Genomic DNA, 23,978 nt, shown 5'->3' with positions numbered 1-23,978 from the left:
GCGCTTCACGCCGACGGGCGCCCGCACACCGCGCGGGCACCCGTGTTCCGGCTCAGTTGCCCGTGCGCTGCGGCGCGCTCGCCGAGTCGCCCAACTGGTAGGTCACCACCCGCTGGTAGCCCTCGGGCCTGGTGCCGGTGAAGACGAGGCTGAGGCGGGTGAACTGCCGTACCTGGGGGTCCTTCTCCCAGGGCTGCGGACTCTCCAGCCGTACGACGACCGGATACGAGCGGAACGTGCCGGCCGCGCAGTACGGCTTGCAGTCGTTGACGGCGTTGACGCCTCTGGCCACCGCGGTCCGGCCGGTCCACTTGGTCCAGTGCAGCGAGACCAGCCGGCTGTTGCCGTCACCGCAGGCGAGGATGAACGTGTCGGGGCGCACCTGCGACTTCATGGAGCAGTCCACGAGGACGGACTGTCCGGGTTGCCGATGCGCGGGGTTCGTTACCGCCGGTGAAGCCGGTGCCCCGGGTGCGGCGGATGCCGTTCCCAGGCCGCCCGCGCCGAGCAGGACGGTGGCACCGAGTGTGACCGCTGCGCTCACTGTGTGTCTGCCCATGTTCACTCCCGGCCGACGACGTCTGACTCTGTAACGACGCTACGACCGAGCAGGGCGACGCACCACTCGACCGGAGCAGTGCCCGGCTCAGCCGGGGAGACGCCGGTGGGGAGGAGGGGACGGGGGGAATTCGTCACCGTCCGTGGTCGACTGGCAGGTGTCGCACAGCTCATGAACGCCGTCACGGGTGATGACGGTGCCCCAGCCCAGGCAGTGCTCGCAGTCACGGGCCAGGCCCAGATCGGGGTGGGGAGGCGGGGTGGGGCTGTGGTGGGCTCCGTACGCCATACGGGGGCGGCTCCTTGAAGTCGCGAAGGGGATGCACACCATTTTGTCCGATTTTTCTAAGATGTCTAGGAATTTCTGCGAGGTAGTCGCATCCTCACGCTGCGCGACCGGTCACCGCTCCCGAGCAGGACCGGCCGCCGGTCCGGGGAAGCACGCCCTCCAAGACCGCACACGGTCTCAAGGGAGCACGCCGTCCACCTCGACGTTCAGATGGCGCGGCCCGCGCAGCACCGCGTTGGTGCGGTACGGCGGCGGATCCTCGACCAGGCGCGGAGCGACCAGCCGGCGGGCCAGCTCGGCGAGCGCGATCTGCGCCTCCAGCCGGGCCAGCGGCGCGCCGAAGCAGCTGTGGATGCCGCTGCCGAAGCCCAGGTGCTCGATGTCCTCGCGGTACGGGTCGAACCGGTCCGGGTCCGCGAACCGCTCCGGGTCCCGGTTGCCCGCGGCCAGGACGAGCCAGATCCGCGAGCCCTTGGGGATGGTCACCCCGCGCAGCTCGATGTCCGTGATGCAGGTGCGCTGCGGCACGAACTGCACCGGCGGCTCGTAGCGCAGCAGCTCCTCGACGATCCTGACGGACAGTCCGGGATCGGCGCGCAGCCGCTCCAGGTAGTCCGGGTGGCGCAACAGGGTGAGCATGCCGTTGGTGATCAGATTGACGGTCGTCTCGTGCCCGGCGATCAGCAGCAGCACCGACGTGCTCAGCACCTCCATCATCGACATCGCGCCGTCCGGCCCGTGCCCGGACACCAGGTCGGACAGCATGTCGTCGCGCGGATCACGGGTGCGCTCCTCCACCAGCTCGGCCAGGTACATGCCCAGCTGGACCCGGGCTTCCTGCGCGGCCTTGGGCCCCGTGTCCGGGTCGGCGCGGTTGCCGGGGTCCAGACCGGCCACGATCGGATCGACCCAGGCGCGGAACCGCGGCTCGTCCTCGCGCGGCACCCCCAGCAGCCGGCAGATGACGGTGACCGGGAAGGGATACGCGAACTGGTCCACGACGTCGATCCGTTCCGCGCCGACGAGACCGTCGAGCAGTTCGGAGACGATCGCCTGCAGCTCGCCGCGCATGCCGTCGAGCCGGCCGGGGCAGTGCGGCGGCCCGAAGGAGCTGTTGGCGATCCTGCGCAGCCGGTCGTGCTCGGGAGGGTCGAGCCTGAGGAAGCTCGGCGGCAGCCCCGTTGCCTCCGGCGCCGAGAACTCGTCGTCGGCGGCGGTGGCGTTGGCCGCGTCGGAGCTGATCCGCGGGTCGTGGAGCAGCCCCTTGATGTCGTAGTACGAACTGATGACGTACGGGCCGCCCTCCTCCTCGTGCAGCACCGGGGTCTTCCGTAGCTCCTCGTACAGCGGGTACGGGTCGGCGCGGCTGGCGTAGTCGGTGATCCGGCGCAGGAGCGAGGCGTGCGTCATGACGGGTCCTTGGACGTGGGGGGAGTCGGGCCGGAGGGGAAGCGGTGGGAGCCGTGCGGCACGGCGGCCGGCCGATGAGGGACCGGTTCTCCGGCTCCGGGCCCTGGCCCGGAGCCGGAGAACCGGTCAGTGGCGGGCCGGGGTGAAGACGAGGCGGCGGTCGGTGGGGGAGTAGCCGCTCAGGGTCACGGTCGGGCCGTGGGTCGGCAGGGACGGGTCGGGGAAGTCGGCCGACACCGGACGGCGGCCCTCGGGCCGGCGGTCCATCGTCGGGTACTCCACCGGGAAGGGCGCACCCCGTTCGATCTGTCCCTCGTAGAACTCCAGCCACCGCGTGTTGTCGAAGCTCACCGCGGCGATCACCCGGCCCCGGTAGCCGTACACCCCGACGAACCGTCGCTCGGCGAGGGAGCCCTGCGTGATCATGATCTCCTCGCCCATGGACGGCACGCCCACCGACTTGATGTTGACGCCGAACTGCGCGGACCAGAAGGCGGGCACCCAGATGTGCGGGCGCCGGTCGGCGCTGGCGCTGATCATGTTGTGCGCGGCCACCTCGGCCTGCGCGACGGCGTTGCCCCAGTGCTCCAGCGACAGGAACTGGTAGCCGAACAGCGGATGCGGCGAGCGGGCCACGTCGCCGGCCACGTACACGTCGTCGGTGACGATGCCGCGGAAGTCGAAGGCCCGGCAGCCCGCGTCGCAGGCGATGCCGCGCGGCCCCGCCCCGAGCCCCGAACCGGCCAGCCACTCGGTGTTGCGGGTCGCGCCGAGCGACACCACGACGACGTCCGTGTCCACCACGGAGCCGTCGGACAGATGCGCCGCCCGCACCCGGCCGACCGAGTCGCCCTCCAGCCCCGTGACCATGACACCGGTGCGCAGATCCACCCCGTTGTCGCGGTGGAGCTCCGCCGCCACCGAGCCGATCACCCCGCCGAGCGCGCCCACCAGCGGGGCGTCCGCGCGTTCGGCCACGGTGACCGCGACGCCCTGGTCCCGGCAGGCGGAGGCGATCTCCGAGCCGGTGAACCCGGCGCCGATGACGAACACCCGGCGCGGCCCGGCCTTCAGCCGCCGGTGCAGCCGGACCGCGTCGTCCCGGGTGCGCAGCGTGAAGACGCCGTCGAGCTGGGCCTCCTCCTCCTTCGGCCAGGGCCGGGCGCGCACCCCGGTCGCGATCAGGAGCCGGTCGTAGGGCACCTCGTCACCGTCGGCGAGGCGCACCCGGTGGTTCGCCAGGTCGAGGCCGGTCGCGGCGACCCCGAGCCGCCAGATCGCGTCGATGTCACGGCGGCGGGGCAGATCGGTGCGGTCCGGCGCGGACATGCCGAGCAGCACCGCCTTGGACAGCGGCGGCCGGTCGTAGGGCTCGTACGGCTCGTCGCCGATCATGGTCAGCGAGCCGGTGAAGCCCTCGGCGCGCAGCGTCTCGGCGGCCCGCAGACCGGCCAGCGAGGCGCCCACGACGACGATGCGGCCCTCACGGCGCAGCCACTCGTGGAACTGTTCAGCGGGCATCGAACGCCGCCCGCCCCGCCCCGGCGGGCGCCCCGGCCGCACCGTCGAGCCCGTCCGCGGTGATCGCCTGCACGGGGCAGGCGGCGACGGCGCGCGCCACCTTCTCCCGGTGCTCGTCGCCGGCCCAGGGGCTGTAGACGAGGGACTCCTCGCCGTGCATGGTGAACACCTCCGGCGCGAGGAAGGCGCACTGCGCGTACCCCTGACACCTGTTGAGATCGACGACAAGCCTCATCGGCGCGACCCGCCCTTCAGCGGCCAGGTCCCGGCGGCCGCCGGCGCGGCGGCCGTCCGGGGACGGCGGTCAGCTCCCCCACGCCAGCATCGAAGGGGTGGCGGGCCGACCGCGCGCCGGAGCCCGCCGAAGGGGTGACGGGGCGCGCCTTCCGGGCGGGGGCCGCCGCATGGTCGTGCGCCGGTCACTTGCGGTAGCCGAGGATGGTCATCATCCCGGACTCGGAGTGGTACTGGTTGTGGCAGTGCAGCATCCACAGGCCCGGGTTGTCGGCGTCGAAGTCGAACACCAGCTTGCGGTGCGGCAGCACGATCGCCGTGTCCTTGCGGGTGCCCACGTCGTCGATGCCGGTCAGCGCGAAGGTGTGGCCGTGCAGGTGGATGGGGTGCCACATGTCGGTGCCGTTGATGAGCGTGACCCGCACCCGCTCGCCCTGCCGGACGGGGTGGCGGTGCTCGGTGGAGTACGACTGGTGGTCGAACTGCCAGTTGTACCGCTTCATGTTGCCGGTCGCCCTGATCCGGATCTCCCGGTCGGGGTGGCGGTCGGAGAAGGCCACCGACTCGGCCGGCGCGAGCTTCCTGGCCGGTACGAGCAGCCCGTCCAGCTCGGCGGGGTGGACCGAGGGTGAGGGCAGGCTCCTGCCGTTGTCGGTGCGCAGCACGGCCAGCGCCCTCGCCTTGGTCCCCTTGCCCTCGCCCAGCGCCACCAGAGGGAACGTTCCGTCCTTGACGGTGACGATCACGTCGTAACGCTCGGCCATGGCGATCAGCAGGGCGTCCGTCTCGTGGTGTTCCACCGGGTAGCCGTCGGTGTGGGTCACCGTCATCCGGTGGCCGCCGAGAGACACCCGGTAGGCGGTGTCCGCGCCGGCGTTGACGAACCGCAGCCGCACGCGGTCGCCGGGCTTGGCCCTGAACACCGAAGGGGCGCTCGGCAGACGGCCGTTGATCAGGTGGTAGGGGTGGTCGACATTGCCGCCCATGCCGTGCAGCAGTTCGCTGGAGGACGTGTGCAGGACGCGCGAGGGACCACCGGACGCGGCCCGCACCGGAGCGGCCCTCCCGCCGGAGGCGTGGACGTCCATGGAGGGGTGCTCGCCGCCGCCGCTCATCTCCATGCTCATCGGCGGACGCTTGCCGCCGTGCAACTGGGCCAGCACCGCGTCCGGGTCGGAGCCGTCCACCCCGTCCACCCAGTCGTCCAGGACGACGATCCACTCCTTCTCGTACTTCAGCGGCTCCCGGGGATCGTCCACGACCAGCGGGGCGTACAGGCCGCGGTCCAGCTGCATGCCCTCGTGCGAGTGGAGCAGATACGTGCCCGGGTGGGAGACGGCGAAACGGTAGGTGAACTCGGTCCCCGGCTTGATCCCCTCCTGGGTGAGACCCGGCACGCCGTCCATGTCGCAGCGCAGCCGCACCCCGTGCGAGTGCAGAGTCGTCGGCACGGGCAGGTGGTTGGCGAGCGTGAGGTCGAGCACGTCCCCCTTGGTGACCCGGACCACCCGGCCCGGCGCGACGTCGTCGTACGCCCAGGTCCTGATCGTGCGTCCACCGAGGTCCAGCGAGGTCTCAGCGGCGGTGAACCGGTACTTGCGCACCGCTCCGGCGCCGCGCTGCCTCTCGGCGGCCAGGACCTCCGGGTCGGAAGGGTTCACATACCCCTTGGGTCCCTTCGGCACGAAGCGGCGGCCGGTGGCCCCCGGACCGTCCGTGGTGCCCGAACGCGGACCCGGTTCCGAGGAGGAGCCGGACCCGGAGCAGGCGCCCAGGAGTCCCGAACCGGCAGCCAAGATCGAGGCACTGAGCAAGGTGCGCCGCGTATGTGTGTGCATGACTGAATAACACACGTTTTGTGACGATATGTGGGAGAACCGGGGCGGCGCGTCCGATGTTCACGACGCCCGATTTCCCGCGACACCCCTCCGTCGCCGGGCACACTCACCCGGTCGGGCGGCAGTCCCGCCGCCGACGGGGATGTCCGGGATGGCCGCCGTCCACCGGCGGGGCTCCGTCGGGGGACGGGGGCGCCTGCTCGCCGGGGCCCGGCAGCGAGGGCCGGTCGCCGAGGGCGGCCGTGGCGACCGGCCGGAGACCGTTCTCAGTCGGTGCGGGCGGCGCTCCTGCGGGCGTTGTTGAACACCCGCATCAAGTGCTTGGCCACGGCGCACGGCACGCCGTCGGCGTGACACTGGCGGCAGGTCCGCATGTGGTGCTGGTAGTCGGAATGCGCTTGCTGCAGAGCGTCGCTCTGGGACGGCATGGAATTCCTCGCACGGGGTGATCGAACGGCACACGAGGCGCTCAAATCCGTTGCAGGGAGCGCCTGGTACCGCAGTTGATCACGTTACTGCCGGTAGTGGATAACCGCTTTCGGCCACGCTGCGCCACGTACGGGCCTACCCGCCGTCCTGCGCCGGCCCGTCCGCCGTCAGGCCTGCGGCGCGGAGTACGCCCACCAGCGGCCCTCGTGCCGGTTCACCGCGATGGGCCGCCCGAAGCATGCGGTCAGCCAGGACCCGGTCAGCACCTCCGCCACCGGCCCCCGGGCCAGGATCCGCCCCTCGCGCAGCAGCAGGGCATGGCTGACGGCGGGGAACAGCTCCTCCAGGTGGTGGGTGACCGTGACGGTCGCCAGGTGCGGCCGCCCCCCGGCCAGCCGGTGCATCGCCTCGACGAGATCCTCGCGGGAGGGCAGGTCCAGGGCGTTGAACGGCTCGTCGAGCAGCAGCAGGGCCGGTTCGGCCATCAGCGCCCGGGCGATCAGGATGCGGGCCCGCTGCCCGCCGGAGCAGACGCCGTAGGGCCGGTCCGCCAGCTCCTTGATCCCCAGTTCGGCCAGGAGTTCGTGGGCCCGCTGCCGCACCTCGTCGTCGTACGTCTTCCACAGCGGCTGCACCGTGCCGGTGTGGCCGGTCAGCACCACCGTGTGCGCGGCCAGGTCCTGCGGCACCCGCTGAGCCGACGTGACGTGCCCGATCCGGGCGCGCAGCTCGCGCACGTCGATCCGGCCGAGCCGGCCGCCCAGCACCTCCACGGCGCCGGTCGTGGGGTGCATCAGCGCGCCGAGCAGCCTGAGCAGCGTCGTCTTGCCCGCGCCGTTGGCGCCGAGGAGGGCCCAGTGCTCGCCGGGCCGGACCGTCCAGTCGACGCCGTCCAGTATCACCTGGTCGCTGGTGAACCGCCGCACGCTCACGTCCTGGAGGGACACGACGGTCCCGAGCTGCACCGGCTCCCTCTCCGTCGTCCCCTCGGCCATGTCCCGGACTCCCTTCGACGCGCACCGGACCCTCGTCCGGCCGGCGCCTCAGACGTTAGATGCATCCGGCACCTTGTCGTCGGAGTGTCCGGTTGGTGGACGGGAGGACCGGATCCGCGCGGGACGGGCTCCGGGACGCGCGGGAGGGGGCCCCGGGGCCGCCGGGGGTTCACGCCGTAGGGCGGAAGCAGGCCACGACGGTCTTGCCGTGCGGACAGTGGCGAGTCTCCCACGAGTCGGCGAGGGCGTCGACGAGGAACATGCCCCGGCCGCCCAGCCGCTCGGTGTCCGGCGCGCGCGGCGCCGGCACCTCGCTGGAGGCGTCGTGGACGGCGATGTGCAGACAGCGGTTGTCCCAGGTGAGGATCAGCTGCGCGCTGCTGTGGGCGTGCCGGTGCGCGTTGGTGACCAGCTCGGAGACGGTCAGGAGCACCGCGTCCACCGTCTCCGGCGCGGTGCGGGTCCAGCCCAGGGCCTCCAGGTGGCCGCGCGCCCAGTCCCGGGCCGCCTTCACCTCGCTGTCCAACGGCAGTGAGCGTGCCCAGCCCACCGCCCGGAGCGACGTCTCGTCCACTGTGTGCCCTTCCTGTCGTCTGCGACTGGACCGCGTCTACCCCCGGACCCGCCTTCGACGCGGTGTGAACCGGTCTGGTGCGCGGCCGGACGGCGCCGGGACGGGTGTGACGCAGCTGACAGGAAAAGAGGGGGCGTGGGTTTGCGGAACAGGGGTATATGCAGCCCCGTGAACAGGGTGGTGAATGCGGTGGACATGCGATCCGTCCTCCTCGGCGGTGGGAGAAGGGCTTCGGATGCTGACGTGATACGGACAGCGGCGGCCCTCGACGGGGACGGCACGTGCATCGCCGAAGCCCGTCGTCTCGCGGCCCAATTTCTGACCCGGGTGCGGTCCGAGCACGGGCTGCCGGTCCCGGACCGGGCCATGGACCTGACCCAGCTGGTGGTCAGCGAACTGGTCACCAATGCACGCAAATACGCTTCCGGGCCCATCCTGCTGGACCTGGCGGTCGACGGTGACGCGGTGGAGATCGCGGTCTGGGACAGCGACCCGGTGCTGCCCGTGGCCCGGGCCGCCGACCCGGGCCGGGTCGGCCAGCACGGTCTGGAGATCGTGATGGCCGTCGTCCAGGCGTTCGAGGTACGGCGCGAGCCGGTGGGCAAGCGCGTCATCGCCCGCGTCGCCCTCCTGGGAGACCCGGACGGCGGCCCTGCGGGAGGCGCTTCCCGCTAGTTACGGCGAGGACGAACAGGTGGTCCGGCCTGGGCGCACCGGTGATCCGGCGAACGATTTGGCCCCGTGGTCCGGCGAGGAGCACGGGGCGGACCGCCGCGGACGCCCGGGTGGAACCGCCGCTGAGGAGGGGAAGGGGCCTTCCCGGGCGCGGACGGGGCGTCAGGCCGCGAGGTCGCGCCGGTCGCCCATGACCACGACCGGGTGCTGCCGCGGATCGAGCGTGCGCAGCAGGGTCCGCATCGCCGACTTGGACACGGACACGCACGCCGAGGTGCCGCTGCCGTGGTCCATGTGCAGCCAGATGTTCCCGCCCTTGGTCTGCCCCTGCGGCCGCGTCGGGTCATAGGGCGAAGTCCCCTTGACCCGGTTGTAGTCGATGGCGATGACGTAGTCGAAGTCGTGCCAGTAGGCCTTGTTCCAGTAGTGCGGCGCCTGGAACGCCTCGGAATGGGTGTACGGCAGCTTGGCGCCCGGATCGGCCAGCACACCGCCCGCGTCGCTCAGCGTGAACACCCCCACCGGGCTGCGCTGGTCGTCCTCGTGGTGGTTCGTCGTCCAGCCCTTGCGCCCGTTGTGCGCCGGCCAGGACTGGGTGCGCTTCCAGGTGGAGCCCTGCTTGACGAAGAGTTCGACGGTGGAGACGGGGGAGTCCGGGCCGGTGCCGTAGACGGCGACGATCTGGCGGGTGCCGGCCGGGACGCGTCGCCACAGCCGGCCGCCGATCCCGGGCACCTGCTTCCGGGCGGTGCTGCGCGGCGCCGCGTCGTCGGTGCTCCCGCCGTCGCCCGCCCCGCGCACGTCCTTGTGTCCGGAGCCGCCGCAGCCCGCCAGGGACATCGTGACCGCACCGCACACGGCCACCAGAGCCGCTGTCCGCATCGCACCCCTATTTCGCATGGGCCCCATGATTCCACCGCTCCAGGGCCGTTCGGCCGTCGGCCGGGCCGACGGCCGTCACCCGAATGGCTGTCCGTGGCAGCGTGGATGCGGCTGACCGGGTGTCTCCTGGAGTCAGAGAGGCGTCCATCAAGGGAGCCGATCATGTATGAAATGTGTGCTGGTGTCGAAAAGCCCGGCGGCGCGCTGGTGTGGCACGTCATGGCCAAGAACACGGCCAGGACGCTGTGCGGCCAGCGGCTCGGCCAACGCGTCGACGGGGCGAGCGCACAGCGGGCCGGCCATTGTTCCACCTGCATGGCCCAGTTCGGGAAGCTGATGACCGCACCACCCGCCGTCAGTTCTCCCGCCGCCACGGATCGCTAGCCGTCCATGGCGTGAAGGCCTGTCCGTCCGGGCGATGTCCGCGACGGACAGGCCTTCTCCACTGTCCGCCGGGCCGGCGCCCGGCGCCCGCGCGGGCCCGGTACAGCGATCGAGCCGAGCACGCCTCCCGAAGTCCCCCCGTGCGTGCTGCCCTTGACGGCGGATCGCGCCGGGCGGGGGAGTGGCGGGCGTGCCGGCGGTGACGCGGGAGCGCCCCGAGGCGTGCGCCGCTCCACGTTTCGACCATCTTTTGGCAACGTCGCCCGATATCGCATCCCCGCGGGGCCCGATGGGTAACACTGAGCGGCGGAGGGGGGAGGCGCGCGGCGGCGCTGTTCCGCCGTGCCCGTCCCGAAGTGCCGCGCCGCCTTGGGGAAGGCGGTGGGGGGAGCAGTCGGGGGGATGCATGACGCAGCCGCTTCCGGGACGCCGCACGTCCCGCGAGCAGACGTCCACCGGGCCGTCGCGGCTCCCGGTCGTGGTGGTCGGCGCGGGGCCGTACGGACTGTCGATCGCCGCGCACCTCAGGGCCGCGGGCCTCGACGTCCGGGTGTTCGGCGAGGTCATGGGCAGCTGGCGGCACGCCATGGCCACCGGCATGTTCCTGAAGTCGACCCCGAACGCCGTCGACCTGTCCGTCCCGGAGCCCGGCGGACGCCTGGCGGACTTCCTGCGCGTGCACGGCGAACCGCAGCTGACCGAGCTGACTCCGATCCCGTGCGACGTGTTCGTCCGCTACGGCCAGTGGTTCCAGAAGCGGTACGTCGGTGAGGTGGAGCCGGCCCGGGTGACGGCCGTGGACCGGGCGGCGGCCGGGCGCGCGTTCACCGTACGGCTGGACGACGGGCAGGAGTTCGCCGCCCGGGACGTCGTCGTGGCCACCGGGCTGAACGGCCTGGCCCACATCCCCGGGCGCCTGCGGCGGCTCGCGCCCGACGGGCCCGGCGTCGACGCCCTGGTGTCGCACACCAGCCAGCACATCGACCTGTCCCGGTACGCGGGCCGGCGGGTCGCCGTCGTCGGCGGTGGCCAGTCCGCCCTGGAGAGCGCGGCCCTGCTCCACGAGGCCGGCGCCGAGACCCAGGTGCTGGTGCGGGAACGCGACCTGCGGTGGGGGACGACTCCGGGACCGGCCCGCCCCTGGCCCTACCGCGTCGTACGGCCCGCCTCGCCGCTGGGCGCGGGCTGGATCCTCGCCGGGGTCTGCGGGGCGCCGGGCGGCGTACGTCGCCTGCCCGCGGCCGCCCGGCTGCTGCTGTTCCGGCGGGCGCTCCGGCCCTCGGGCGGGTGGTGGCTGCGCGACCGGGTCGAGGGGGTCGTGGCGGTGCGCACGTCGTGCCGGGTCGTCCGGGCCGAGGCGGCCGGCTCCGCCGTCCGGCTGGAGCTGGCCGGACCGGGCGGCGCGCGGGAGAGCGTCACCGCCGACCATGTGCTGGCCGCCACCGGCTACCGGCTCGACCTCGACGCCGTCCCGTTCCTTACGCCGGGTGTACGCGGCGCGCTGCGGCTCGTACGGGGCTCGAAAGCGCCGCACCTGTCCGGCTCGTTCGAGTCGTCCGTGTCCGGCCTGTACTTCGCCGGGTCCCTCTCCGCCCCGATGTTCGGCCCCATGATGCGCTTCGTGGCGGGCGCCGAGTTCGCCGCCACCCGCATCGCCCGCGGCCTGACCGGCCGGACGACGGCCGTCGGGAGGCGGCCCGCTGAGGGAGCGGGCCGCCGAGAGACGGCCCGTTGAGGAGCGGGAGGCGGGCCGCGACCGCGCACGCACCGGCCGACTTGCCTAATACCTTTAGGAAAGCGCATAATCCCTTCAGGAAAGTCAGAAGGGATCGATGCGCCGTGCCACGTGCTGGACTCACCACCGACCGTCTGGTCCGGGCCGGTGCCGAACTGGCCGACGAGGTCGGCTTCGACCAGGTGACCGTCTCGGCCCTCGCCCGGCGTTTCGACGTGAAGGTGGCGAGCCTGTACTCCCACGTGAAGAACTCCCAGGACCTGCGCACCAGGATCGCCCTGCTCGCCCTGGAGGAACTGGCCGACCGCGCCGCCGACGCCCTGGCCGGCCGGGCCGGGAAGGACGCCCTGGGCGCCTACGCGGACGTCCTGCGCGACTACGCCCGGCATCACCCCGGCCGCTACGCCGCCGCCCGGCTTCCGCTCGACCACGAGACCGCCGCCGCGAGCGCCGGAGTGCGCCACGCGCAGATGACCCGGGCGCTCCTGCGCGGCTACGACCTGGCAGAACCCGACCAGACCCACGCCGTCCGCCTGCTGGGCAGCGTCTTCCACGGCTACATCAGCCTGGAACTGGCAGGCGGCTTCAGTCACAGCGCCCCTGACCCCGGGGAGACCTGGACCTGGATACTGGACCGCCTCGACGCCCTGCTGCGCGGCGCGCCCGCCTCCTGAACCACCGCGGCGGCGCACGGACCACGCCCCACCCGTGCGACCGCGCCCCCACCCGCCCGACCCGCAACAGGAAGACCATGACCAGCGCACCGCGACCCGGACCCGACTGGGTCACCACCCCCCTCACCGCCGACCTGCTGCGCGGCGCCCTCGACCTGGAACGCACCGCGCACGGCCTCCTGCCGCACCGGCTGCCCGCCCGGGCCCGCGCCCAGTGCGCCGACGGCCAACTGGCCCTGGCCGAGAGCCAGCCCTCCGGCGTACGACTGGTCCTGCGCACCCGCGCCACCGCCGTCGAACTGGACACCCTCCCCACCAAGCGCCTCTACACCGGCGCCCCGCCCCGCCCTGACGGGATCTACGACCTGCTCGTCGACGGCCGCCTGGCCGGCCAGGGCAGCGTGACCGGCGGCAACACCCTCCTCCTCGACATGGCCACGGGCAGCGCCGAACACCGGCCCGGCCCCGTGGGCACCCTCCGCTTCACCGGCCTGCCCGAGCGGGAGAAGGACGTCGAGATCTGGCTGCCGCACAACGAGACCACCGAACTCGTCGCCCTGCGCACCGACGCCCCCGTCGAACCCGTGCCGGACCGGGGTCGCAGGGTGTGGCTGCACCACGGCAGCTCGATCAGCCACGGCTCCGACGCGGCGAGCCCGACCACCACCTGGCCCGCGCTCGCCGCCGCCCGCGCCGGTGTCGACCTGGTCAACCTCGGCCTGGGCGGCAGCGCCCTGCTCGACCCGTTCACCGCACGCGCCCTGCGCGACACTCCCGCCGATCTCATCAGCCTCAAGATCGGCATCAATCTGGTCAACACCGACCTGATGCGGCTGCGCGCCTTCGGCCCCGCCGTCCACGGCTTCCTCGACACCGTCCGCGAAGGCCACCCCACGACGCCGTTGCTCGTCGTCTCGCCGATCCTGTGCCCCCTGCACGAGGACACCCCCGGCCCCAGCGTGCCCGACCTCACCGCCCTGGCCGCCGGCCGGCTGCGGTTCCGGGCCGCGGGCGATCCGGCCGAGCGCGCGGCGGGCAAACTCACCCTCGCCGTCATCCGCGACGAACTGGCCCGCATCGTGCGGCAGCGCGCGGTCGACGACCCGTATCTGCACCACCTCGATGGCCGCGAGCTGTACGGCGAACCCGACGCCGCCGAACTGCCGCTGCCCGACGGACTCCACCCGGACGCCGCCACCCACCGCCGCATGGGGGAGCGCTTCGCGGCACTGGCCTTCGCGGCGGGCGGCCCCTTCGCACTGGACGGCCCTGTCCGACCCGCGTGCGACACTGCGGCGCATGCCTCTCGCTGATCTCGCCAGGGCCCGACGGCGATGACGTCTGCGATGCCTTCTCCGTCCGGCCGGTGCTTCCTGTGACGGGCCGAGGCGTACCGGTCGACCTCTCGGCGGAAGCGCTCCTACCAGCGAGGATTCACCGAGGCCGTGACGACGGGGGCATATGGATGCTAGAAAGGCCGGATGGCAGACCGTTTTGACCGTCTTCGACGGATATCGGGGCGGTCGCTGGTGGGAAAGAGTCCGCGAAGTGTCGCCGGACAGGTGTTCATCCTCCAGGTGGCCCTCGTGGTCCTGCTGGTGGCCTGCGCCGTTTTCGCCCTCCTTCTGCAGTCCGAGCGGGACACCAGTGACGAGGCCAAGCGCCGCTCCATAGCCGTCGCCGAGACCTTCGCGCACTCCCCGGGCATCCTCGGCGCGCTGCGAACCCCCACTCCGACGAGCGTGCTCCAGCCGCTGACCGAGGCGGGCCGCAAGTCCGCGGGCGTCGACTTCATCGTGGTCATGGACACCCACGGCATCCGGTACACCCACCCCCTGCCCGACCGCATCGGAAAGCGCTTCGTCGGCACCATCGGGCCGTCCCTCGCCGGGAAGGTCTACACCGAGAGCGTCCACGGACCGCTCGGCCAGGAAGTGCAGGCCGTCGTCCCCGTCGAGGACTCCGGGGGCCGTGTGGTCGCCCTGGTCTCCGCCGGTCTCAAGGTCAGGAACGTGACCAGCCAGGTGGACCGGCAGATACCGATCATCCTGACCGCCGGGGCCTGCGCCCTCGGCGTGGCCACCGCCGTGACGGCGCTGGTGAGCAGGCGGCTGCGCCGCCAGACCCACAGCCTCGCCCCGGACGAGATGACCCGCATGTACGACCACCACGACGCCGTGCTGCACTCCGTGCGCGAAGGAGTGCTCATCGTCGGCGGCGACGGACGGCTGCTGCTCGCGAACGACGAGGCCAAACGACTCCTCGACCTGCCCGCCGGCGCCGAGGGCGGCCATGTGGCCCAGCTGCCGGACCTCGAACCCGAGATGGCCGCACTGCTCACCTCGGGCCGCGAGGCCACCGACGAGGTGCACCTCGCGGGCGGTCTGCTGCTCGCCGTCAACCAGCGGCCCACCGACCGCGACGGCGGCCCCGAGGGCACTGTCGTCACCCTGCGCGACTCCACCGAGCTGCAGGCCGTCTCCGGCCGCGCCGAGGTCGCCCGGGAGCGCCTCAAGCTCCTCTACGACGCAGGGCTCGGCATCGGCACCACCCTCGACGTGGTCCGCACCGCCGACGAACTCGCGCAGGTCGCCGTCCCGCGCTTCGCCGACTTCGTCACCGTGGACCTCGCCGACGGCGTGCTGCACGGCGAGGAACCGGCCGGAACGGCCACCGGTATGCGCCGCATCGCCGTGCACGGCATCCGCGAGGACCACCCGCTCTACGAGCGGGGCCGGCTCATCGACTTCCTGCCCTCCACCCCCCAGGCCCGCGGCTACGGCAGCGGCCGCCTGGAACTCGTCCCCGACCTCTCCTCCGCCCCCGGCTGGCAGGTCCAGGACCCCGAACGCTCCCAGCAGATCATCGACTACGGCGTCCACTCCCTCATCTGCGCCCCGATCAAGGCCCGCGGCGTCGTCCTCGGCATGGCCAACTTCTGGCGCTCCAAGGAACACGGCCCCTTCGACGAGGAGGAGCTCTCGCTCGCCGAGGAACTGGTGGCCCGCGCCGCGGTCAGCATCGACAACGCCCGCCGCTACACCCGCGAGCACACCCTCGCCGTCACCCTCCAGCGCAGCCTGCTGCCCCGCGCCCTGCCCGAGCAGAGCGCCATCGAGGCCGGCTACCGCTATCTGCCCGCCCAGTCCGGCGTCAGCGGCGACTGGTTCGACGTGATCCCGCTGCCCGGCGGCCGGGTCGCGCTGGTCGTCGGAGACGTGGTCGGCCACGGTCTGCACGCGGCCGCCACGATGGGCCGGCTGCGCACCGCCGTGCACAACTTCTCGACCCTCGACCTGCCCCCCGATGAACTCCTCAGCCACCTCGACGACCTCGCCGGCCGCATCGACCAGGACGAGGCCAGCACCGAGGCCGCCGCGGCCGTCGTCGGCGCCACCTGTCTCTACGCGGTCTACGACCCGGTCACCCGCCGCTGCGCCATGGCCCGCGCCGGACACCTGGCGCCCGCCCTGGTCGCCCCCGACGGCGAGGTCACCTTCCCCGACCTTCCCTTCGGGCCGCCGCTGGGCCTGGGCGGCATGCCGTTCCGCACCGCCGAACTGGAGCTGGCGGAGGGCACCCAGCTCGTGCTGTACACCGACGGCCTCATCGAGGACCGCAACCGCGACCTGGACGAAGGCATGGAACTGCTGCGCCAGGCCCTCGCCGGGCACCCCGGCCGGCCCCCGGAGCAGAGCTGCCAGGCCGTCCTGGAAGCGCTGCTGCCCGCCCGGCCCAAGGACGACGTCGCCCTCCTCGTCGCCCGCACCCGGGCGCTGCCGGCCGACCGGATCGCCGACTGGGACGTGTCGCCCGACCCCGCCGCCGTCGCGGGAACCCGCGCCGCCGCCTGCGCGAAGCTCGACGAGTGGGGCCTGTCGGAACTGGCCTTCAGCATCGAACTCGTCCTGAGCGAACTCGTCACCAACGCCATCCGCTACGGCTCCGAGCCGATCCATGTCCGCCTGATCCACGACCGCACCCTCATCTGCGAGGTCTCCGACGGCAGCAGCACCGCCCCGCACCTGCGCTACGCGGCCACCACCGAGGAAGGCGGCCGCGGTCTGTTCCTGGTCGCGCGGATGACCGAACGCTGGGGCACCCGCTACACCCCCGAGGGCAAGGTGATCTGGGCCGAGCTGGCGCTGCCCGGGACCAGCGGAGCGGCGGACCGGGCCTTCCCCGGACTCGACGCCCTGCTGGCACTCGACGAAACCATGGACGACGGGGTCTAGGAGCGGGCCACCGACACGATCACCTCCCGCAGCTGCTCGACGTACAGCTGCATGTTCTTGTACGCGATGTCGGTGTCCGGGTACCGGCTGGCGAACTGCAGTCCCTCGTGCAGCCGGTTGACCCACGCGCACACCTGGTCGCCGTAGGACACCCTGATCAGGCCGTACGCCTTCAGCTCGGTCCAGCGCTCGGAGCCGGGGACCGCCCGCGCGTCGACGTAGGAGACGATCGAGTACAGATCGGGCGAGGTGGGGCGGAAGTCCGCGCCGAGCAGGCGCAGCACCCGGGCCAGCGGCATCCGGGACAGGGGCCGGTTGGCGCGCAGCTGATCGCTCACCACCCGCAGCAGGCACTGGAAGTCGGACGCCCGGGCCGTTTCGATCTCCACGGGGGCGCCGCCGACGTACCAGCCGACGGAATCCATCCACTGGGATTTCCTCCTGGTGTGGAACGGGACGACCGTCCGGTAGACCGGCTGGCCGCCGATCTCGTGGACGATCATGCTGGTGGCCGCCAGGATCCCGACCAGGCTCCCGCCGAAGGGCCGGCAGTATGCCTCGAAGCCAGCCGCGTCGTCGGCGTCCACGAGCATCTCGTGCATCAGCTTCTGCCGGGGCAGCTCCCCCTCCGGGTCCAGCCCGAGGTCGAGGGGGAAGTTCGGCAGCCGGCCGTCGCAGCGGCCGATGAACTCCCGCCAGCGCCCGACGATCTCGTCGGTGGCGTCCATCTCGTCCGCGCTGGCCCGCTCGGTCCGGCAGAAGTCGACGTAACTGCCGACCGGCCCGCGCTCGGCGCTCGCGCCCGCCAGGCCCGCGGTGTACAGCTCGTGGATCTCGGCCGGGATGCGGTACACGGAGTACGCGTCCACGTTGCTGTGGTCGAACGCCATGTACACGCTCGCGCCGTCGTCCCTGACGACCGCGGCGAAGAGGAAGTTCGGCCAGCGCAGCGCGTCCGCCGTCACGTCGAAGCGGTCCTCGAGGTGGCGCACCAGCGCCTCCGCGTCGGTGAAGTCCCCGACCGACTCGCGGTGCAGTGCCACGTCCCGCGCGTCCAGCGTGAAGCGGCGCATGTCGTCGCCGGCCCAGCGGAAGCCGCTGCGCAGCGTCTCATGGCGGAGCATCCAGCCGCGCAGGGCCTCGCCGAGCACATCGAGATCGACTCTGCCCGGAAGGTCGAACGCCGCGCCCAGCCAGGTCGGCACGAACAGACCGTCCTCCCGCACGGTCCTGGCCGTACGGATGTGCGACTCCTGGATGTAGGCGGGAGGCCGGGAGTCGTCGGGCAGGCCGGTGGCGGCCTCGACGGCCGCCGGATCGAGAGTCCACTCGACGAGCCGTCCGGGCCGGACCTCGCAGCGCTGGATGTCGGTGATACGCAAGGGATGCCTCCGTCGCAGAGGGGGTACAGGGAAGCAACTGCGTAAAGGCGCAAGTGGTTGCGGTCGGAGCGCCGCGCAGGCGGCTGATCATAAGTTCGCGCGCTGCGGACGGGATCTCAGGACGTGGTGTTCCGGCTCGTCGGCCGGGGTGGGTGCCGAACATGGCTCCAGCGTGCCGCGTGTCATCAGTCCGTCACTATCCGTGACATCCCTGTGTGTACCCCGAAACACGTCGGGGCCGGACCCTGACGCGGCGTCAGGGTCCGGTCCCTCATCCGGGAGCGGGGAGCCGGGAGCGCCAGCCCTCCGGCTGCGGCGCCCCTGGCGGGAGCGTCAGCACGGCGGCGAAGACGAACACCGCGACCGCGGCGAAGAAGTGGAACCCCGTGCCGGGGGCGCGGATCACCCCGTCCTGCTCGGTCCGGCCCGAGCATGCGGCACGTCCCGCGGCACGGGCGAAGGCACGTCGGGAGTAGGCCGTCCGGGTGCATTCCGCCCGGCCGTTGGGCCATCTCGGCGACAGCGCGGCGCTGTTTCGAGGTCACGGAGCGCAAGGATGGTGCGGAGCCCTGCGGGCAGCCCCGCGGAACTCACGCATCCATGACTTCAGAGAAAGCGTGTCACGGGCCGCATGACAGACGTTCAGCAGCACTCCGCGCCGGAAACCGCCGGTCCTCCCCGTCGCCGCCTGCGGGCCGGGGCCGTGGTGGTGAAATGGGTGACGACCACCGATCACAAGACGATCGGCTCGCTCTACCTGATCACCTCCTTCACGTTCTTCGTGATCGGCGGCATCATGGCGCTGCTGATGCGCGCGGAACTGGCCCGCCCGGGTCTGCAGATCATGTCGACCGAGCAGTTCAACCAGCTGTTCACCATGCACGGCACGGTCATGCTGCTCATGTTCGCGACGCCGCTGTTCGCCGGCTTCACGAACTGGATCATGCCGCTGCAGATCGGCGCGCCGGACGTCGCCTTCCCCCGGCTGAACATGCTGGCCTACTGGCTGTACCTGTTCGGCTCGCTGATCGCGGTGTCCAGTTTCCTCACCCCGGACGGGGCGGCCGACTTCGGGTGGTTCGCGTATTCACCCCTGAACGACTCGCACCACTCGCCCAACATCGGCGGCGACCTGTGGATCATGGGTCTGGCCCTGTCCGGCTTCGGCACCATCCTCGGCGCCGTCAACTTCATCACCACCATCGTCAGCATGCGCGCACCCGGCATGACGATGTTCCGCATGCCGATCTTCGTGTGGAACGTGATGCTCACCAGCGTCCTGGTCCTGTTCGCCTTCCCCGTGCTGGCGGCCGCCCTGCTGGTGCTGGAGGCGGACCGGAAGTTCGGCGCCCAGGTGTTCGCCCCCGCCAACGGAGGCGCGATCCTGTGGCAGCACCTGTTCTGGTTCTTCGGCCACCCCGAGGTGTACATCATCGCGCTGCCGTTCTTCGGCATCGTCACCGAGATCATCCCGGTCTTCGCCCGCAAGCCCATCTTCGGCTACATGGGCCTGGTCGGCGCCACGATCGCCATCTCGGGCCTGTCGGTGACCGTGTGGGCGCACCACATGTTCCCCACCGGAGCTGTGCTGCTGCCGTTCTTCTCCTTCATGAGCTTCCTGATCGCGGTGCCGACCGGCGTGAAGTTCTTCAACTGGATCGGCACCATGTGGAAGGGCTCGCTGTCCTTCGAGACACCGATGCTGTGGGCCACCGGGTTCCTGGTCACCTTCCTCTTCGGCGGGCTCACGGGCGTCCTGCTCGCCTCGCCGCCGCTCGACTTCCACGTCACCGACAGCTATTTCGTGGTCGCCCACTTCCACTACGTGGTGTTCGGCACGGTCGTCTTCGCGATGTTCGCAGGCTTCCACTTCTGGTGGCCCAAGTGGACCGGCAAGATGCTGGACGAGCGGCTGGGCAAGACGACCTTCTGGCTGCTGTTCGTCGGCTTCCACACCACCTTCCTGGTCCAGCACTGGCTGGGCGCCGAGGGCATGCCGCGCCGCTACGCCGACTACCTGGCCGCCGACGGCTTCACCGCGCTGAACATGGTCTCCACCATCGGTTCCTTCCTGCTCGGCATGTCCCTGCTGCCGTTCTTCTACAACATCTGGAAGACGGCCAAGTACGGCCTCAAGGTCGACGTCGACGACCCGTGGGGCTACGGCCGTTCGCTGGAGTGGGCGACCTCCTGCCCGCCGCCCCGGCACAACTTCGTCACCCTGCCCGTGATCCGGAGCGAGTCCCCGGCGTTCGACCTGAACCATCCCGAGGTCTCGCTCACGGACAAGCAGGAGAACCTGGGCCTGCCGGCATGACGGACGCGGCGGGCCGCACCGGCCAGGGCACGGAGCCGACCGGGGACATGGTCAACCAGGTGGAGGGCTATCTGCTGTGGCAGACCCGGATCGCCGAGGCCGAGGAACGGGCCCGCGCCTTCACCGAGCCCCTGGAGTGGCTGACCACCGCGCAGCGCGAGCAGATCGAGGAGCACTACGTCCGCGACTGCCTGAACCGGGCCAAGGCGGACCTCCAGCGCGTCGCGGACCGCTGCCGGGCGCTGCGCGGCGAGTACGAGGAGCGCTACCGACAGTTGCGCACCCGCTGCCTGGCGCTCCTGGTCGCCGCCCTGGCCGTCGTCGCGGCCGCCGCGCTCCTCGCCGTGGCGGTCACCCAGTCCTGATCCCGGCACGGTGAGCGCCGGGCGGCCTCACAGCTGCTTGCGGACGCCGGGTTCCCGGGGCAGTCGGCTGTGCTGGTCGCCCAGATCGCTGTCGATGGCCCGCCGGGCCTCTCCGCGCCGCCGGATCGGCAGCACCGTCCGCTGCAGCAGATCCTCGACGAGGAACGCGATGCCCGCGTAACAGGCCAGCGCCACCAGCAGCAGCGAGACGGCGCCGTTGGCCAGCTCCAGCGTGTGCGGCGCGCCGAGCTGGTACGCCGCCGCCAGCGTGGCCCGCACCGTCGACACGCTCAGTACCACGCCCAGCAGCGTCTTGCCGAGGAACGCGGTGACGGCGAGAGGCAGCAGCATGAGGGCGAACGCGCACAGATACATGCCGGTGGCGACGCCGGTCTGCTGCGCGGGCGCGACGATGTGCAGCACACCGAGCCCCGCCCACGACGTGGCGAACAGCCCGAGCGCCGCCGCTGCGGCCGTGTCCCGGGTCAGGAAGGCCATCACCGCGGCGAGGAACTGCACCGGGAAGACGAAGACCGCCAGCAGGATGCCCATCGGGCGGATCTGGTCGCCGCTGATCACACCGAGCGCCGCCCCGGCGGTCAGCGCCATGCCGATGCCGAAGGAGAAGAGCCCCAGCGGCAGGGGATTGCCGTACGGCCGGACGGTGACGGTGGCGCCCTCGGAGCCGTCCGCCGAAGCCGGAGGGGAGACCATGCCCGCCGCGTACCCTCGGCCCCCGGCGGAAAACGCCGTGGGTCTCGTACGGGGGCCGGGACCGGCGGGTGACCGACCCGCTCAGGCGCCGGTTCCGAGGGCCGTGCCGTGGAGGTGTTCCAGGGCGTCGAGGACCAGGGTCCGCCGGTGCCAGGGCAGCCACCGGATCCGAGAACCTCAGTGACACCGTGCGTGCGCCTCGTCTCAGCCGCCCACCGGTGCGCCTGCCGCCCGGCGCCGGGGGAAGATGAGGTCGCGAGCGGAATCACGATCGAATGCGAGGAGTGGCTGTCATGCAGCAGGAACGAGCGGGCAAGCCGGCCGGGCCCGAGGACCTGATCGACGTGGCCCGGCTGGTGACCGCGTACTACGCGCTCCACCCCGACCCGGCCGAACCCGGCCAGCGCGTGGCGTTCGGCACCTCGGGGCACCGCGGGTCCTCCCTGAACGCGGCGTTCAACGAGGACCACATCGCGGCCACCAGCCAGGCCATCTGCGAGTACCGCGCCGCACAGGGCACCGACGGGCCCCTGTTCCTCGGTGCGGACACCCACGCCCTGTCCGAGCCGGCGAAGGTCACCGCGCTGGAGGTGTTCGCCGCCAACGACGTCACCGTGCTCATCGACAGCGCGGACGGCTACACCCCCACCCCGGCGGTCTCGCACGCCATCCTCGCCCACAACCGTGGCCGTACCTCGGCCCTGGCCGACGGCGTCGTGGTCACCCCCTCGCACAACCCGCCCGGCGACGGCGGCTTCAAGTACAACCCGCCGAGCGGCGGACCGGCCGGCTCCGACGCCACCTCCTGGATCCAGGACCGCGCCAACGAGATCATCGCGGCCGGGCTGAAGGACGTGCGCCGCATCCCCTACGGCAGGGCGCTGGCCGCCCCGGGCACCGGACGCCACGACTTCCTGGACGCCTACGTCTGCGACCTGCCGAACGTGCTCGACCTGGACGCGGTCCGCGACGCCGGCGTGCGCATCGGCGCCGACCCGCTGGGCGGGGCCTCCGTCGCGTACTGGGGCCGTATCGCCGAGCAGCACCGCCTCGACCTGACCGTGGTCAACCCGCTCACCGACCCCACCTGGCGGTTCATGACGCTGGACTGGGACGGCAAGATCCGCATGGACTGCTCCTCGCCGTACGCGATGGCCTCGCTCATCGAGCAGCGCGACCGCTTCCAGATCGCCACCGGCAACGACGCCGACGCCGACCGGCACGGCATCGTCACCCCGGACGGCGGGCTGATGAACCCCAACCACTATCTCGCCACCGCCATCGCCTACCTCTACGCCCACCGCACGCAGTGGCCCGCCGAGGCGGGGGTGGGCAAGACCCTGGTCTCCTCCGGGATGATCGACCGGGTCGCCGCCGACCTCGGCCGCCGGCTCGTCGAAGTGCCGGTGGGATTCAAGTGGTTCGTGGACGGACTGGTCGACGGCTCGCTCGGCTTCGGCGGCGAGGAGTCCGCCGGCGCCTCCTTCCTGCGCCGCGACGGCTCGGTGTGGACCACCGACAAGGACGGCATCATCCTGGCCCTGCTCGCCTCCGAGATCACGGCCGTCACCGGCAAGACGCCGTCCCAGCACTACGCCGCGCTCACCGCCCGCTTCGGCGAGCCCGCCTACGCCCGTATCGACGCGCCGGCCACCCGGGAGGAGAAGGCCCGCCTGGCCAGGCTGTCCCCGGCGCAGGTCACCGCCGACACACTCGCCGGCGAACCGGTCACCGCCGTGCTCACCGAGGCGCCCGGCAACGGCGCCCCGATCGGCGGCATCAAGGTCGCCACCGAGAACGCCTGGTTCGCCGCCCGCCCCTCGGGCACCGAGGACGTCTACAAGATCTACGCCGAGTCCTTCCGCGGCCCGGACCACCTCCGGCAGATCCAGGACGAGGCCAAGCAGGTGGTGCTGGCGGCGCTCGGCACCTGACGGAAGGGGGCCCGCCCCCGCGGAACCGCAAAACGGCCCCGCGCGGAACCTCCGGAGCGGCCCGGGACTGCAGTCCGGGCGATGCGGGTTTCACGCGGCGCGCGGTCCGTAAGGCCGTCCCCGCCGCCCGATCCTCGCGGCCCCTCGCCGCGCGGTCCCGGGCGTCCCGCCGCCCTCTTCCCCGTGGCCCCTCACGCCGGCCGTGGCACGTGTCCCCTCGCGGGCACCTGCCACGGCCGGCTTTCGTGCGCGGCCACCCTTCCCGGCGAACTCCCCGGGGCGCGACGGGCCCTGCCGCCGCCCCGGCCTCTTCCCGGACTTTCACCGTTCGTTTTCTTGAACAGCTCGTGTTTGGGACGGTAGGTTCAGGCACATGACGGCAGCCCAGCGCCCCGCCCCCGCACAGGAGTTGCGTGATGCGGGCCTGCGGGTGACGGCCGCCCGCGTCGCCCTCCTGGAGACCGTCCGCCAGGGCGACCACCTCGACGCCGAGGCCATCGCCGCCGGGGTGCGCGACCGGGTCGGACACGTCTCCCTGCAGGCCGTGTACGAGGCCCTGCGCGCGCTCACCGCGGCCGGACTCGTCCGCCGTATCGAACCGGCCGGCAGTCCGGCCCGGTACGAGGGGCGCGTAGGGGACAACCACCACCACCTCGTGTGCCGGTCGTGCGGCGCCGTCGCCGACGTGGACTGCGCGGCCGGCGACGCACCCTGCCTCACCGCCGCCGACGACCACGGCTTCTCGATCGACGAGGCCGAGGTCATCTACTGGGGCCTGTGCCCCGGATGCGCCACCGCCGGCAGTTCCTCAGCACCGTGATCCGCCCCGCTTG

23 protein-coding genes are annotated in these 23,978 nt (G+C 72.1%); 10 read left to right on the top strand and 13 right to left on the bottom strand.

Features of this window, described 5'->3' with window-relative positions; genetic code table 11:
- Positions 1–52: 52 nt before the first annotated feature.
- From AB0N63_RS13025 to AB0N63_RS12985, 9 genes are all read right to left on the bottom strand, one after another.
- A complete protein-coding gene (locus tag AB0N63_RS13025; RefSeq protein ID WP_365527990.1) occupies positions 53–394 on the bottom strand; it encodes a hypothetical protein in 342 nt (113 codons plus the stop codon).
- 252 nt (positions 395–646) lie between these two features.
- A complete protein-coding gene (locus AB0N63_RS13020; RefSeq protein ID WP_365527988.1) occupies positions 647–847 on the bottom strand; it encodes a hypothetical protein in 201 nt (66 codons plus the stop codon).
- A gap of 177 nt (positions 848–1,024) precedes the next feature.
- Entirely contained in the window at positions 1,025–2,257 is a 1,233-nt protein-coding gene (locus AB0N63_RS13015) for a cytochrome P450 (protein ID WP_365527985.1), read from the bottom strand.
- A 126-nt stretch (positions 2,258–2,383) separates the two neighbouring features.
- Positions 2,384–3,778, bottom strand: a complete 1,395-nt coding sequence (locus AB0N63_RS13010) for an FAD/NAD(P)-binding oxidoreductase (protein WP_365527983.1) — start codon at positions 3,776–3,778, stop codon at positions 2,384–2,386.
- Positions 3,768–4,013, bottom strand: coding sequence for a ferredoxin (locus AB0N63_RS13005; RefSeq protein ID WP_365527981.1), 246 nt, complete (start codon positions 4,011–4,013; stop codon positions 3,768–3,770). Before AB0N63_RS13005 ends, AB0N63_RS13010 begins: the two co-directional genes overlap by 11 nt.
- A 184-nt stretch (positions 4,014–4,197) precedes the next feature.
- Positions 4,198–5,850: a multicopper oxidase family protein gene (locus AB0N63_RS13000; protein ID WP_365527978.1), complete on the bottom strand. Its 1,653-nt coding sequence runs from the start codon at positions 5,848–5,850 to the stop codon at positions 4,198–4,200.
- Between the two features lie 266 nt (positions 5,851–6,116).
- A complete protein-coding gene (locus AB0N63_RS12995; RefSeq protein WP_365527975.1) occupies positions 6,117–6,278 on the bottom strand; it encodes a hypothetical protein in 162 nt (53 codons plus the stop codon).
- 168 nt (positions 6,279–6,446) lie between these two features.
- Positions 6,447–7,274, bottom strand: coding sequence for an ATP-binding cassette domain-containing protein (locus tag AB0N63_RS12990; RefSeq protein ID WP_365527974.1), 828 nt, complete (start codon positions 7,272–7,274; stop codon positions 6,447–6,449).
- Between the two features lie 169 nt (positions 7,275–7,443).
- Positions 7,444–7,848, bottom strand: a complete 405-nt coding sequence (locus AB0N63_RS12985; RefSeq protein WP_365527971.1) for an ATP-binding protein — start codon at positions 7,846–7,848, stop codon at positions 7,444–7,446.
- A gap of 195 nt (positions 7,849–8,043) precedes the next feature.
- Here AB0N63_RS12985 and AB0N63_RS12980 point away from each other — a divergent pair, with 195 nt between their 5' ends.
- The gene (locus AB0N63_RS12980) at positions 8,044–8,523 is read left to right on the top strand and encodes an ATP-binding protein (protein ID WP_365528161.1); all 480 of its coding nucleotides are present in this window, start codon (positions 8,044–8,046) and stop codon (positions 8,521–8,523) included.
- Positions 8,524–8,685: 162 nt separating this feature from the next.
- Here AB0N63_RS12980 and AB0N63_RS12975 read toward each other — a convergent pair whose 3' ends face one another.
- A complete protein-coding gene (locus tag AB0N63_RS12975; protein WP_365527969.1) occupies positions 8,686–9,405 on the bottom strand; it encodes a hypothetical protein in 720 nt (239 codons plus the stop codon).
- Between the two features lie 162 nt (positions 9,406–9,567).
- On the opposite strand from AB0N63_RS12975, the gene AB0N63_RS12970 reads away from it, so the two are divergent.
- The 5 genes from AB0N63_RS12970 to AB0N63_RS12950 all read left to right on the top strand — a co-directional run bounded on the left by AB0N63_RS12970 (position 9,568) and on the right by AB0N63_RS12950 (position 16,433).
- Positions 9,568–9,789 (top strand): hypothetical protein, encoded by a 222-nt coding sequence (locus AB0N63_RS12970; protein WP_078512231.1) that lies wholly within the window; start codon positions 9,568–9,570, stop codon positions 9,787–9,789.
- Positions 9,790–10,195: 406 nt separating this feature from the next.
- Positions 10,196–11,524 carry an FAD-dependent oxidoreductase gene (locus AB0N63_RS12965; RefSeq protein ID WP_365527965.1) on the top strand — a complete coding sequence of 443 codons (1,329 nt, stop codon included), beginning with the start codon at positions 10,196–10,198 and terminating at the stop codon, positions 11,522–11,524.
- Between the two features lie 104 nt (positions 11,525–11,628).
- On the top strand, positions 11,629–12,198 hold the full coding sequence (locus AB0N63_RS12960; RefSeq protein ID WP_365527962.1) for a TetR/AcrR family transcriptional regulator: 570 nt from the start codon (positions 11,629–11,631) through the stop codon (positions 12,196–12,198).
- Positions 12,199–12,275: 77 nt separating this feature from the next.
- On the top strand, positions 12,276–13,511 hold the full coding sequence (locus AB0N63_RS12955; protein WP_365527960.1) for a GDSL-type esterase/lipase family protein: 1,236 nt from the start codon (positions 12,276–12,278) through the stop codon (positions 13,509–13,511).
- A 168-nt stretch (positions 13,512–13,679) separates the two neighbouring features.
- Positions 13,680–16,433 carry a SpoIIE family protein phosphatase gene (locus AB0N63_RS12950; protein WP_365527958.1) on the top strand — a complete coding sequence of 918 codons (2,754 nt, stop codon included), beginning with the start codon at positions 13,680–13,682 and terminating at the stop codon, positions 16,431–16,433.
- Here the strand turns inward: AB0N63_RS12950 and AB0N63_RS12945 are convergent.
- Together AB0N63_RS12945 and AB0N63_RS12940 are read right to left on the bottom strand one after the other, a co-directional pair.
- Entirely contained in the window at positions 16,430–17,815 is a 1,386-nt protein-coding gene (locus tag AB0N63_RS12945) for a condensation domain-containing protein (protein WP_365527955.1), read from the bottom strand. The genes AB0N63_RS12950 and AB0N63_RS12945 overlap by 4 nt on opposite strands.
- Positions 17,816–18,086: 271 nt before the next feature.
- Positions 18,087–18,221 (bottom strand): hypothetical protein, encoded by a 135-nt coding sequence (locus tag AB0N63_RS12940; protein ID WP_365527952.1) that lies wholly within the window; start codon positions 18,219–18,221, stop codon positions 18,087–18,089.
- Between the two features lie 225 nt (positions 18,222–18,446).
- Here AB0N63_RS12940 and ctaD point away from each other — a divergent pair, with 225 nt between their 5' ends.
- Complete coding sequence (ctaD, locus tag AB0N63_RS12935; protein ID WP_365527950.1) at positions 18,447–20,132, top strand: cytochrome c oxidase subunit I; 1,686 nt, start codon at positions 18,447–18,449, stop codon at positions 20,130–20,132.
- On the top strand, positions 20,129–20,497 hold the full coding sequence (locus tag AB0N63_RS12930) for a cytochrome C oxidase subunit I (protein WP_365527948.1): 369 nt from the start codon (positions 20,129–20,131) through the stop codon (positions 20,495–20,497). The genes ctaD and AB0N63_RS12930 overlap by 4 nt, the downstream gene beginning before the upstream one ends.
- Positions 20,498–20,524: 27 nt before the next feature.
- On the opposite strand, the gene AB0N63_RS12925 is transcribed toward AB0N63_RS12930, so the two are convergent.
- A complete protein-coding gene (locus tag AB0N63_RS12925; RefSeq protein WP_365527946.1) occupies positions 20,525–21,211 on the bottom strand; it encodes a GPR1/FUN34/YaaH family transporter in 687 nt (228 codons plus the stop codon).
- Between the two features lie 293 nt (positions 21,212–21,504).
- Between AB0N63_RS12925 and pgm the strand changes: the two genes are divergently transcribed.
- Together pgm and AB0N63_RS12915 are read left to right on the top strand one after the other, a co-directional pair.
- Positions 21,505–23,145 carry a phosphoglucomutase (alpha-D-glucose-1,6-bisphosphate-dependent) gene (pgm, locus tag AB0N63_RS12920; RefSeq protein ID WP_365527944.1) on the top strand — a complete coding sequence of 547 codons (1,641 nt, stop codon included), beginning with the start codon at positions 21,505–21,507 and terminating at the stop codon, positions 23,143–23,145.
- 373 nt (positions 23,146–23,518) lie between these two features.
- The gene (locus tag AB0N63_RS12915; RefSeq protein ID WP_365527941.1) at positions 23,519–23,965 is read left to right on the top strand and encodes a Fur family transcriptional regulator; all 447 of its coding nucleotides are present in this window, start codon (positions 23,519–23,521) and stop codon (positions 23,963–23,965) included.
- Positions 23,966–23,978: the final 13 nt, after the last annotated feature.

This window comes from Streptomyces sp. NPDC093260 (genome assembly GCF_040683715.1).
Lineage (GTDB): Bacteria > Actinomycetota > Actinomycetes > Streptomycetales > Streptomycetaceae > Streptomyces > Streptomyces sennicomposti.
Note: the sequence above shows the minus strand (reverse complement) of the source record. Positions and strands in the feature narration are given on the sequence as shown.

What these genes read in the sequence shown, in the direction of transcription:
- pgm (WP_365527944.1), top strand. Translation starts at nt 21,505, where the DNA reads ATGCAGCAGGAACGAGCGGGCAAGCCGGCCGGGCCCGAGGACCTGATC.
- AB0N63_RS12955 (WP_365527960.1), top strand. Translation starts at nt 12,276, where the DNA reads ATGACCAGCGCACCGCGACCCGGACCCGACTGGGTCACCACCCCCCTC.
- AB0N63_RS12990 (WP_365527974.1), bottom strand. Translation starts at nt 7,274, where the DNA reads ATGGCCGAGGGGACGACGGAGAGGGAGCCGGTGCAGCTCGGGACCGTC.
- ctaD (WP_365527950.1), top strand. Translation starts at nt 18,447, where the DNA reads ATGACAGACGTTCAGCAGCACTCCGCGCCGGAAACCGCCGGTCCTCCC.
- AB0N63_RS12915 (WP_365527941.1), top strand. Translation starts at nt 23,519, where the DNA reads ATGACGGCAGCCCAGCGCCCCGCCCCCGCACAGGAGTTGCGTGATGCG.
- AB0N63_RS12965 (WP_365527965.1), top strand. Translation starts at nt 10,196, where the DNA reads ATGACGCAGCCGCTTCCGGGACGCCGCACGTCCCGCGAGCAGACGTCC.
- AB0N63_RS12925 (WP_365527946.1), bottom strand. Translation starts at nt 21,211, where the DNA reads ATGGTCTCCCCTCCGGCTTCGGCGGACGGCTCCGAGGGCGCCACCGTC.
- AB0N63_RS12950 (WP_365527958.1), top strand. Translation starts at nt 13,680, where the DNA reads ATGGCAGACCGTTTTGACCGTCTTCGACGGATATCGGGGCGGTCGCTG.
- AB0N63_RS13005 (WP_365527981.1), bottom strand. Translation starts at nt 4,013, where the DNA reads ATGAGGCTTGTCGTCGATCTCAACAGGTGTCAGGGGTACGCGCAGTGC.
- AB0N63_RS13000 (WP_365527978.1), bottom strand. Translation starts at nt 5,850, where the DNA reads ATGCACACACATACGCGGCGCACCTTGCTCAGTGCCTCGATCTTGGCT.
- AB0N63_RS13025 (WP_365527990.1), bottom strand. Translation starts at nt 394, where the DNA reads ATGAAGTCGCAGGTGCGCCCCGACACGTTCATCCTCGCCTGCGGTGAC.
- AB0N63_RS12930 (WP_365527948.1), top strand. Translation starts at nt 20,129, where the DNA reads ATGACGGACGCGGCGGGCCGCACCGGCCAGGGCACGGAGCCGACCGGG.
- AB0N63_RS13010 (WP_365527983.1), bottom strand. Translation starts at nt 3,778, where the DNA reads ATGCCCGCTGAACAGTTCCACGAGTGGCTGCGCCGTGAGGGCCGCATC.
- AB0N63_RS12980 (WP_365528161.1), top strand. Translation starts at nt 8,044, where the DNA reads ATGCGATCCGTCCTCCTCGGCGGTGGGAGAAGGGCTTCGGATGCTGAC.
- AB0N63_RS13015 (WP_365527985.1), bottom strand. Translation starts at nt 2,257, where the DNA reads ATGACGCACGCCTCGCTCCTGCGCCGGATCACCGACTACGCCAGCCGC.
- AB0N63_RS12970 (WP_078512231.1), top strand. Translation starts at nt 9,568, where the DNA reads ATGTATGAAATGTGTGCTGGTGTCGAAAAGCCCGGCGGCGCGCTGGTG.
- AB0N63_RS12975 (WP_365527969.1), bottom strand. Translation starts at nt 9,405, where the DNA reads ATGCGGACAGCGGCTCTGGTGGCCGTGTGCGGTGCGGTCACGATGTCC.
- AB0N63_RS13020 (WP_365527988.1), bottom strand. Translation starts at nt 847, where the DNA reads ATGGCGTACGGAGCCCACCACAGCCCCACCCCGCCTCCCCACCCCGAT.
- AB0N63_RS12995 (WP_365527975.1), bottom strand. Translation starts at nt 6,278, where the DNA reads ATGCCGTCCCAGAGCGACGCTCTGCAGCAAGCGCATTCCGACTACCAG.